The sequence below is a fragment of the Streptomyces sp. NBC_00637 genome (assembly GCF_045161545.1).
Taxonomy (GTDB): domain Bacteria; phylum Actinomycetota; class Actinomycetes; order Streptomycetales; family Streptomycetaceae; genus Streptomyces.
In genome coordinates, this window is the sequence record NZ_CP109046.1 from 5,358,058 (window position 1) to 5,367,630 (window position 9,573).

Sequence of the window (9,573 nt, forward strand, 5' to 3'; positions counted from 1 at the left end):
CCCGGAAAACACATCAGCCGGTGACCTCCCTCGCGGGAAGTCACCGGCTGATGACTCAGGGTGAGTGACGGGACTTGAACCCGCGGCATCCTGGACCACAACCAGGTGCTCTACCAGCTGAGCTACACCCACCACGCCCGGCAGTTGGACTTTGCGGTCTCCCTACCGGCCGAGAAAAAGTGTACAGGGTCCGAAGGGGTGCTCGCGCACGCCTTTCTCGGGGCCCCGTCAGCTGCCGGACACGACGTGCTTCGCGGCGATGGCCTTGGCGGTGTCGGAGTCCGGCCCGGGCTGCGGTACGAAGACGGCCTCGCGGTAGTAGCGCAGTTCCGCGATGGACTCGCGGATGTCGGCCAGGGCGCGGTGGTTGCCGTTCTTCGGAGGGCTGTTGAAGTACGCCCTCGGGTACCAGCGCCGGGCGAGCTCCTTGACCGACGACACGTCGACGATCCGGTAGTGGAGGTAACCCTCGAGGGCGGTCATGTCCCGCGCCAGGAAGCCGCGGTCCGTGCCGACGGAGTTGCCGCACAGCGGCGCCTTGCCGGGCTCCTTCACGTGCTCCCTGACATACGCCAGCACCTGGGCCTCGGCCTCGGCGAGGGTCGTCCCGCCGGCCAGCTCTTCGAGCAGCCCGGACGTGGTGTGCATCTCGCGCACCACGTCCGGCATCGTCTCCAGTGCCCGGTCCGGCGGGCGGATGACGATGTCGACGCCGTCGCCGAGCACGTTCAGCTCGGAGTCGGTGACGAGGGCGGCAACCTCGATGAGAGCGTCGTCCGACAGCGAGAGGCCGGTCATCTCGCAGTCGATCCACACCATGCGATCGTTCATGCGACCACCCTAAAGCTGACGTCGGCGTTTGCGGTGCCCTGTGTCCGTGTGGACCTTGCGGGGGCTCGTCGCCGAGCCCGGCCGCGGAGAGCGGTGAGCGCCGGGCGGGCCGTGGGGCCCGGCCGGCGCTCGTGGTGTCGCCTCAGGTGCTCAGGTGCCGCTGCGCTGCCCCGGCAGACTCGCCCGCGAGGTCGCGTACGCGTCGCGCGCGTGCTCGGACGGCAGGGACGCCGACGAGCCCATCGCGCCGGCCGAGGCCGTGCGCCGCAGCTGCGGCGGCACCGGTCCCGGAGCGTCCGGGTGCAGTGCCGCAAGGGGCGGCGGTGGCGACGGTTCGTTGTCCGTCTGCCGTTCGCCCTGTGGCCTGCGGGCCCGGTAGGCCGCCCGGTACGCCGCCGGGGACGAGCCGAGCTGCCGGCGGAAGTGGCCGCGCAGGGCCACCGGCGAGCGGAAGCCGCAGCGCCCCGCGACCTCGTCCACCGAGTAGTCCGACGTCTCCAGCAGGCGCTGCGCCTGGAGTACCCGCTGGGTGATCAGCCACTGGAGCGGCGCGCTGCCGGTCAGGGACCGGAAGCGGCGGTCGAAGGTGCGGCGGCTCATGTAGGCGCGTGCCGCCAGCGTCTCCACGTCGAACTGCTCGTGGAGATGCTCCAGCGCCCAGGCGACGACCTCGGCGAGCGGGTCGGCGCCGATCTCCTCGGGTAAAGACCGGTCGAGGTAGCGTTCCTGGCCGCCCGACCGGCGCGGTGGGACGACCAGCCGCCGGGCCAGCGCGCCCGCCGCCTCGTTACCGTGATCCGTCCGCACGATGTGCAGACAGAGGTCGATTCCGGCCGCCGTCCCCGCCGACGTCAGCACATCGCCGTCGTCGACGAACAGTTCGCGCGGATCCACGTGCACCGACGGATAGCGCTTGGCCAGCGTCGGCGCGTACATCCAGTGGGTCGTGGCCGGGCGGCCGTCCAGCAGGCCCGCGGCGGCCAGCACGAACGCGCCGGTGCACAGGCCCACGATGCGGGCGCCCTCCTCGTGCGCCCGGCGCAGTGCGTCGAGCGCCTCCTCCGGCGGCGGCGAGGTGATCGAACGCCAGGCGGGTACGACGACCGTGCCCGCCCGTGAGATCGCCTCGAGGCCGTGTGGCGTGGTGAGTTCCAGGCCCCCTGTGGTCCGCAGCGGGCCTTCTTCGCCACCGCACACCAGCAAGCGGTAGCGCGGTACGCCGGCGTCCTGGCGGTCAATCCCGAACACCGACAGCGGAATGGAACTCTCGAAAATGGGGCCGCCGCTGAACAGCAGCACCGCGACGATCTCCTTGCGGCGTCGCCCGGAAAGTTTCCGGGCCGCGGCTTCCGGCGCGGCAGTGGAGTCGTGGCTCATCCTGCTAAGCCCCCCTCGGTGGTCGCGGCTCCTCGGTTGTGTCGCTCCTGCACGTTTCCCCTCGGTCCTGCACGAGTCCCCCGCCGTAGACAGTCAAGATCGAATCTAACGTGTCGCACAATGCCAGCGTGGCCAGTTCACCACCCGGCGGATTGTCGACATGGCAACTTGGCGTGAAGCATTCGATCACGAAGCGTTGCACTCGTGGGCCGTGCAGGGAAGTGCGCCTCGGTGCGGTGGCCAATCCCCGTAGGGTGCGCAGGACCCCTGAGGCCCTTTCCGTGCAGGTGGAACGGGGGGTGGGGGGTGGTGAGGGCAAGGGATGCGCCATCACCGGAAGTTGGCTGAAAAGAAGCGGGTCCGTGCGTGAAAACCGGTCAACCGACCGGTGAGTTTCCCCCGGAGTGACGACCACCACGGTGGGACCCCGTTCCGCCGCGCTGATGGCGTCCCCGGTGGTGCGCCTGCGGCGCGGGTTCCTCGTCGAGCAGCCGGGCCGCACATCGCTCGGACCGGCGCAGCAGCACCCGGCAGACCGCCGTGACGGCGGCGAGACCGAGGGCGGTGCCGGTGGTGCCGGCCAGCGAGGTGCCGTACCAGAGGAGGACCACCGGGACCAGGAGACAGCTGAAGGCCGCCCAGCGGATCAGGTCGGTCGACCGGTCGTCGCCGGGGCGCGTCTCGGGGGCGGCGTGGGGCGAGGGCACGGAGTGGGCTCCTTCCCGGGCGGCGGGGCGGCGGGGCGGCGGGGCGTCTCGGGGTGGCGGTGGTGCACGGGGTTCAACGCCTGTTCGAGCGGTCGGTCACTGCCGGCGGGGGTCCGGCGTCAGTGAATCCTGTGCAAACCGCCTGTACGGGGCAGCAACCATTGCGTTACGGGCGTCCGCTCGTGCATGCTCCCTGGAACCCCCACCGGGGGCGTGCGGGAACTGGGCCCAGGAGGCGTGCAGCCGTACCCTTGAGGGTATGGGGTTGGGAAGATGATTCCCGGACAGCTCCGTCGCTCACCGCCGCGTCCCCTCCGTATAAGGATCAATACGCCGAGACAGCCATGGCCGGTCACGAATTCTTCGAACCCGCGGACCGCAAGCGGCCCGTCGCCGACCCTACGGCGGCCGAGCCCCTGGCGGCGGAAGACGCACGCCACTCCTGCGATCCAGCTTTCAAGCACGGTGTGGTGGTCGGCTTCGACGGCTCCACGTCCAGTGAGCGCGCGCTCGCGTACGCCATCGGCATGGCGCACCGCTCGGGCTCCGGCCTGATCATCGTCCATGTCGCCAACCGGCTGCCCACCACGGTGTGGGCCGGCTGCGAGCCGCCCGTCTTCGTCGACGTGCCGGACCACCGCACCGAGGTGCTCGGTCTGGAGCTCGCCTGCGCGGAGTACCTCGCCGAGGTGCCCTGGATCCTGGTCGAGCGCGGTGGCGACATCTGCCACGAACTCGAAGAGGTCGGCCGGGAGTACGAGGCCGACGCGATCGTCGTCGGCTCGACCCACGGCCTCGTCGGCCGGATCTTCGGCTCGGTCGCGGGACGGCTCGCCAAGCGGGCCAAGCGGCCCGTCGTTGTCATTCCGTAACTCGCCGTTCTCCCAGGTGAGATGAGATCCGGGTATGCTCCGCCCTCCGTGCCGCACAGATGAATCTACTGGCGCGTAGGGGTGTTTGTGCCTTTGTGAAGGGCATATATCGCTCACACAACTGCACATGCATGAAGGGAGCCCGCCGTGGACAACGACGTCTCTGCGGGAAGCAGCACCACCTCGATCGCCGGCCGACTCGCCCTGGGGGTCACCCTGTTGGCGTTCGGGCTCGGGTACACCGACCTCATCGACGGCGTGACGGCTGCGGACGCCGTATCCATCGCCCACTACGTCGGCGGCGTCGCGCTGTTCGTCGCCGGCCTGTTCGCCCTCCGGGACCGCGACGCGGCCACCGGCACCGCCTACACCGTCCTCGGCGCCTTCTGGTTCACCTGGGCGGTCTCCGCCGGTGCCCAGGTCTCCGACAACGCCGCGGGGCTCTTCCTGCTCCTGTTCGCCCTCGTGGCGCTCTCCCTGACCGTCGCCGGCGGCGACCAACTCGGCCAGGGCGTCTACGGGTTGTTCTGCGCCGGGCTCGTCCTGATGGCTGTCGCCCGGTTCGCGGACAGCGACGTGCTCACCAAGGCCGGCGGCTGGTTCGCCGTCGCGGCGGGCGCGGTGGCCTGGTACGCGGCGACCGCGGCGCTGGCCCACTGGCCCACGGCACTTCCCGGGCGTGCTGCCGGCCGAGGCGTGACGGCCACCGGCTGACCGGCAGCCACCGCCGGGGAGTCGGGCGTCCCCGGCGAACGGAGCGGACCCCCACGTGGTCGGTGGTACCACGTGGGGGTCCGTTCCGCGATCGGCGGGAGGACTACTCCACCGTGACGGACTTCGCCAGGTTGCGCGGCTTGTCGATGTCCCGGCCCAGGGCCTTCGCCGTGTAGTAGGCGAGGAGCTGGAGCGGGATGCCCATCAGGATCGGGTCGAGCTCGTCCTCGTTCTTGGGGACGACGACCGTCTGGTCGGCCTTCTCCTGCTCCCGGTGGGCGACCGCGATGATCTTTCCGCTGCGGGCCTTGATCTCCTCCAGGGCGGCGCGGTTCTTCTCCAGCAGGTCGTCGTCGGGGACGATCGCGACCGTCGGGAGCGCGGGCTCGATGAGGGCCAGCGGACCGTGCTTGAGCTCCGAGGCCGGGTAGGCCTCGGCGTGGATGTACGAGACCTCCTTGAGCTTCAGCGAGGCCTCACGGGCGACCGGGTAGCCCCGGACGCGGCCGATGAAGAGCATCGAGCGGGCCTCGGCGAGCGTCTCGGCCAGCTTCTCGATCTCCGCCTCCTGCTCCATGATCTCGGCGATCTGCGCGGGCAGCTTGCGCAGACCCTCGATGATCCGCTTGCCGTCGCGCACGGAGAGGTCGCGGGTGCGGCCCAGGTGCAGGGCGAGCAGCGCGAAGGCGACCGTGGTGTTGGTGAAGCACTTCGTGGAGACGACGCAGACCTCGGGGCCCGCGTGCACGTACACGCCGCCGTCCGCCTCGCGGGCGATCGCCGAGCCGACCACGTTGACCACGCCCAGCACCCGGGCGCCCTTGCGCTTCAGCTCCTGGACGGCCGCCAGCACGTCGTAGGTCTCACCGGACTGCGAGACGGCGATGTACAGGGTGTCGGGGTCCACGACCGCGTTGCGGTAGCGGAACTCGGAGGCGGGCTCGGCGTCCGCGGGGATGCGGGCGAGCTCCTCGATCATCTGGGCGCCGATCATGCCCGCGTGGTACGAGGTGCCGCAGCCGAGGATCTTCACGCGGCGGATCTGGCGCGCCTCGCGGGCGTCCAGGTTCAGGCCGCCGAGGTGCACGGTGGAGAAGCGGTCGTCGATGCGGCCGCGCAGCACGCGGTCCACGGCGTCGGCCTGCTCGTGGATCTCCTTGTGCATGTACGTGTCGTGGCCGCCCATGTCGTAGGAGGCGGCCTCCCACTCGACGGTGGTCGGCTCGGCCTGGGTGCGGGTGCCCTCGGTCGTGTAGGTGCGGAAGTCGTCGGCCTTGAGGGTGGCCATCTCGCCGTCGTCGAGGGTGACGATCTGGCGGGTGTGGGCGACCAGCGCGGCGATGTCCGAGGCGACGAACATCTCCTTCTCGCCGATGCCGAGGACGACCGGGGAGCCGTTGCGGGCGACGACGATCCGGTCGTTGAAGTCGGCGTGCATGACGGCGATGCCGTAGGTGCCCTCGACGACGCGCAGCGCCTCGCGGACCTTGTCCTCGAGCTTGTCGGCCTGGGCGCGCGCGACGAGGTGGACGAGGACCTCGGTGTCCGTCTCGGAGAGGAACTCGACGCCGTCGGCCTCGAGCTTCTTGCGCAGGTCGGAGGCGTTGTCGATGATGCCGTTGTGGACGACGGCGACCTTGAGGTCGGCCGACATGTGCGGGTGGGCGTTCACGTCGGAGGGGGCGCCGTGGGTGGCCCAGCGGGTGTGGGCGATGCCGGTGGTGCCCTTGAAGCGCGCCGGGACCTTGGCCTCCAGGTCGCGGACGCGGCCCTTGGCCTTGACCATCTTCAGGCCGGCCGTCTTCGGTGAGGTGACGACGATGCCCGCCGAGTCGTAGCCGCGGTACTCGAGCCGCTGAAGGCCTTCGAGCAGCAGCGGGGCCACGTCACGCCTGCCGATGTATCCGACGATTCCGCACATATATAGGTATCCCCAAGCTTTCGATCACCCGTAGACGATGCGCCGCAGTTGCCTGAGCGTGAGCTCGGGCGGCGCCACCGCACGGTATTTCAGGTCCGCCTCGACCCGTTCGAAGATCTCCGCGTTGACCAGGCCCTGGGCCTGGAGCTCGCGGTGGCGGCGACGGACGTAGTCCTCGGTCGTCTCGTCGAAGTAGGCGAGCACGTCCTGGATCACCCTTAGTGCCTCGCCCCGCTGGAGGGGCGTGGAGCGCGTCAGGTGATCAACGAGTTCGTCGTGCACCCGGTAGATCCTGGGGTACGCGAGCCGGTTTCGCAAGAAACGTGCCCGATTTCGGGCAGGCACCTGTTAAGGAGCCTTGGGAGAACATTGAATGTGTTATGAGCCGCTGTTCGTGCACCGTCCATATGGCGTCCTGCGGCCCGTCGCCCGAGGCGACCATTTTCAGACGTCATGGACACTCCTCGCATGGGCGTACCCGAGCAGCTCGCCGACCGCATGAGCATGGCCGAGCAGCACGAGTACCTGCGCGCCAAGTTCTCCCGGCGCACGATGATCAGAGGCGGCGCCGTCACGCTGGGCGCCGTCACGGGTGGCGCGTTCGTGACGGGCGCCCCGGCACAGGCCGCCGTGCCGGCGCGGACCCCGAAGACCACGCCGGCCGCCGAGCACGTCGACGGTGCCCTCGTCGCCCCCTTCGGCCGCCACCTCGCCTTCGGCAAGGACCCGCGCACCGAGATCACGGTCTCCTGGCAGGTCCCGGTCGCGGTGAAGAAGCCCTTCATCCGGATCGGCGCCCACCCCTGGGACCTCTCCCGCAAGATCGAGGCCGAGGTGCGCACCCTCTACACCCCTGCCGGGGTCGGCGCCGGCGGCGACCACACCCAGTACTACCTGCACGCCGAACTCACCCACCTCAAGCCCGGCAGGACCTACTACTACGGCGTCGGCCACACCGGTTTCGACCCGGCCGCCGCCCACCTCCTCGGCACTCTCGGCACCTTCACCACCGCCCCCGACCACAAGACGCCGTTCACCTTCACGGCCTTCGGCGACGAGGGCGTCGGCTACCACGGCCTCGCCAACAACAGCCTCCTCCTCGGCCAGAACCCGGCCTTCCACCTGCACGCCGGCGACATCGCCTACGCCGACCCCTCGGGCGCGGGCAAGACGGCCGACACCGGTTTCGACTCCCGCGTGTGGGACCAGTTCCTCGCCCAGACCGAGTCCGTCGCCAAGTCCGTCCCGTGGATGCCGGCCTACGGCAACCACGACATGGAGGCCTGGTACTCGCCCAACGGCTACGGCGGCGAGGACGCCCGCTGGAACCTCCCGGACAACGGGCCCGACGCGAAGAACCTCCCCGGCGTCTACACCTTCGTCTACGGCAACACGGCGGTGATCTCGCTCGACGCCAACGACGTCTCCTTCGAGATCCCGGCCAACCTCGGCATCTCGGGCGGCACCCAGACCACCTGGCTGGAGACGCAGCTCAAGAGGTACCGGGCGTCGAAGGACGTCGACTTCGTCGTGGTCTTCTTCCACCACTGCGCCTACTGCACCTCCACCGCGCACGCCTCGGAGGGGGGCGTGCGCCAGGAGTGGGTGCCGCTGTTCGAGAAGTACACGGTCGACCTCGTCATCAACGGCCACAACCACCAGTACGAGCGCACCGACGTCATCAAGGGGGGCGCGGTCGCCAGGAAGCTGCCGATCGGCGGCACCGCCTACCCCGAGACCGAGGGCGTGGTCTACGTGACCGCGGGCGCGGCCGGCCGCAGCCTGTACGCGTTCACCGCCCCGCAGACCTACGAGGGCCACGAGAGCGAGGTCGACTCCGTCGCCTCCTTCGTCAACACCAAGGCCGGCAAGGTGAACGAGACGGTCACCTGGTCGCGGGTGCGCTACCTCGACTACTCGTTCCTGCGGGTGGACGTCACCCCTGCCGCGAAGGGCCGGACGGCCACGCTGACCGTGCGCGGCATCGCCGAGACCGGTGACCAGGTCGACCACTTCACGGTGGCCCGCAGGGCGAAGTAGCGCCGCCGGGCACCGCGCGCGGGTGCGGCGCCCGGAAGGCGGGGCGCCCCACCCGCACACCCGCCCCACTCGCACACGCGCCCCACCCGCACAACCGCCCGGCACCCCGCCCACGTCGGCAGGCGGTCCTCGTCGCGCTACAGCGGCTTCGGCGGCTACAGCAGCCTGAGGACCGCCTGTTTGGCCCTCGTGAACTCCTCGTCGGTCAGGACGCCGTCGCGGCGCAGTTCGCCGAGCTCGCGCAGCCGGCGCAGCAGCGCGTCGTGGTCGTCCCCGGCCGCGGAGTCCGGCTCGCGCTGTGCGGGCAGGGCGGGGGTGTCCCGGGGAGCGGCGGCCGGATGGGGCAGCCTGGCCTGCACGGCCGCCGCGACGAGCGCCATCAGCGGATCCCTCTTGAACCCCCACAGCTCCACGGCGTTCGGGTCGTACTTGGCCGGGGCCTTCGTCGGCGCGTGCCGCAGCCGGAAGCGCAGACAGCCGTTCTCCAGGCCGACCGCGGGCTGCCACTCCACGGCCTCGATCTCCGCGATGCCGAGACTGCGGGCGCCGGCGGAGGCCTTGGACTCCTCCGTCTTCCAGTTCCACTCCAGGCGCACCCGCTCACCGTCGAAGCTCGCCGTGCCGTCCCCGGCGGAGGCGGACAGCGGCACGGACGGGCCGGGCAGCAGATACGCGTCCACCGGGTCGCCCGGCACCTCGTCGAGGAGCAGCGCCCGGCGCACCTCGTCCACGAGGTACTCGGCGACCCCGTACCGGTCGGAGTCGACGAGCAGCTGATACGGATCGTGCGGCTCGGTGAGCCGTCCGCCGGTCGCCTGGAGCAGCGGATCGGCGCCGTCGCGCAGCCGCAGCCGCAGCCGTCCGGTCCGCTTCCCCTGCTCGAACGACAGGCCCGCCAACGCGCCCAGGGGGACGACCAGTTCACCCAGTTCCCTGCGGAGCGGGCTGACGTTCCTGTCCCGGCCCGGGGTGAGCCGCAGGGCATCGCCGTCGAAGACCCAGGTGCCGTCCTTCTGGATGATTTCCGCCATGGGGGGATTCTCCCAAAGACGGCGACGGGCGCCCCCGAGGACCGTACTCGGGGGCGCCCGTCGCCTGGACCGGAACCCGG

General features: G+C 70.6%; 9 protein-coding genes and 1 tRNA gene. 3 read left to right on the forward strand and 7 right to left on the reverse strand.

All coding sequences use genetic code 11. From position 1 onward, the window contains the following. Positions 1-59: 59 nt before the first annotated feature. From OG440_RS23550 to OG440_RS23565, 4 genes are all read right to left on the reverse strand, one after another. A tRNA-His gene (locus OG440_RS23550) sits at positions 60-132 on the reverse strand. A gap of 96 nt (positions 133-228) precedes the next feature. Next, a complete protein-coding gene (gene orn / locus OG440_RS23555; RefSeq protein WP_406008765.1) occupies positions 229-831 on the reverse strand; it encodes an oligoribonuclease in 603 nt (200 codons plus the stop codon). 150 nt (positions 832-981) lie between these two features. Then, positions 982-2,208 carry a helix-turn-helix domain-containing protein gene (locus OG440_RS23560; RefSeq protein WP_406008766.1) on the reverse strand — a complete coding sequence of 409 codons (1,227 nt, stop codon included), beginning with the start codon at positions 2,206-2,208 and terminating at the stop codon, positions 982-984. A 377-nt stretch (positions 2,209-2,585) separates the two neighbouring features. Then, positions 2,586-2,915 carry a hypothetical protein gene (locus OG440_RS23565; RefSeq protein WP_406008767.1) on the reverse strand — a complete coding sequence of 110 codons (330 nt, stop codon included), beginning with the start codon at positions 2,913-2,915 and terminating at the stop codon, positions 2,586-2,588. A gap of 344 nt (positions 2,916-3,259) precedes the next feature. Here OG440_RS23565 and OG440_RS23570 point away from each other — a divergent pair, with 344 nt between their 5' ends. Both OG440_RS23570 and OG440_RS23575 read left to right on the forward strand, forming a co-directional pair. Further along, entirely contained in the window at positions 3,260-3,787 is a 528-nt protein-coding gene (locus OG440_RS23570) for a universal stress protein (protein WP_406008768.1), read from the forward strand. A 147-nt stretch (positions 3,788-3,934) separates the two neighbouring features. Continuing rightward, positions 3,935-4,501, forward strand: coding sequence for a GPR1/FUN34/YaaH family transporter (locus OG440_RS23575; RefSeq protein WP_406008769.1), 567 nt, complete (start codon positions 3,935-3,937; stop codon positions 4,499-4,501). A 103-nt stretch (positions 4,502-4,604) separates the two neighbouring features. Here the strand turns inward: OG440_RS23575 and glmS are convergent, their stop codons facing one another. Together glmS and OG440_RS23585 are read right to left on the reverse strand one after the other, a co-directional pair. Then, entirely contained in the window at positions 4,605-6,422 is a 1,818-nt protein-coding gene (gene glmS / locus OG440_RS23580) for a glutamine--fructose-6-phosphate transaminase (isomerizing) (protein ID WP_406008770.1), read from the reverse strand. Between the two features lie 24 nt (positions 6,423-6,446). After that, a complete protein-coding gene (locus tag OG440_RS23585; RefSeq protein WP_189918144.1) occupies positions 6,447-6,704 on the reverse strand; it encodes a hypothetical protein in 258 nt (85 codons plus the stop codon). Positions 6,705-6,890: 186 nt separating this feature from the next. Here OG440_RS23585 and OG440_RS23590 point away from each other — a divergent pair, with 186 nt between their 5' ends. After that, positions 6,891-8,462 carry a fibronectin type III domain-containing protein gene (locus tag OG440_RS23590; protein WP_406008771.1) on the forward strand — a complete coding sequence of 524 codons (1,572 nt, stop codon included), beginning with the start codon at positions 6,891-6,893 and terminating at the stop codon, positions 8,460-8,462. Between the two features lie 155 nt (positions 8,463-8,617). Here OG440_RS23590 and OG440_RS23595 read toward each other — a convergent pair whose 3' ends face one another. Beyond that, on the reverse strand, positions 8,618-9,493 hold the full coding sequence (locus OG440_RS23595; RefSeq protein ID WP_406008772.1) for a DUF4429 domain-containing protein: 876 nt from the start codon (positions 9,491-9,493) through the stop codon (positions 8,618-8,620). Positions 9,494-9,573 lie beyond the last annotated feature (80 nt).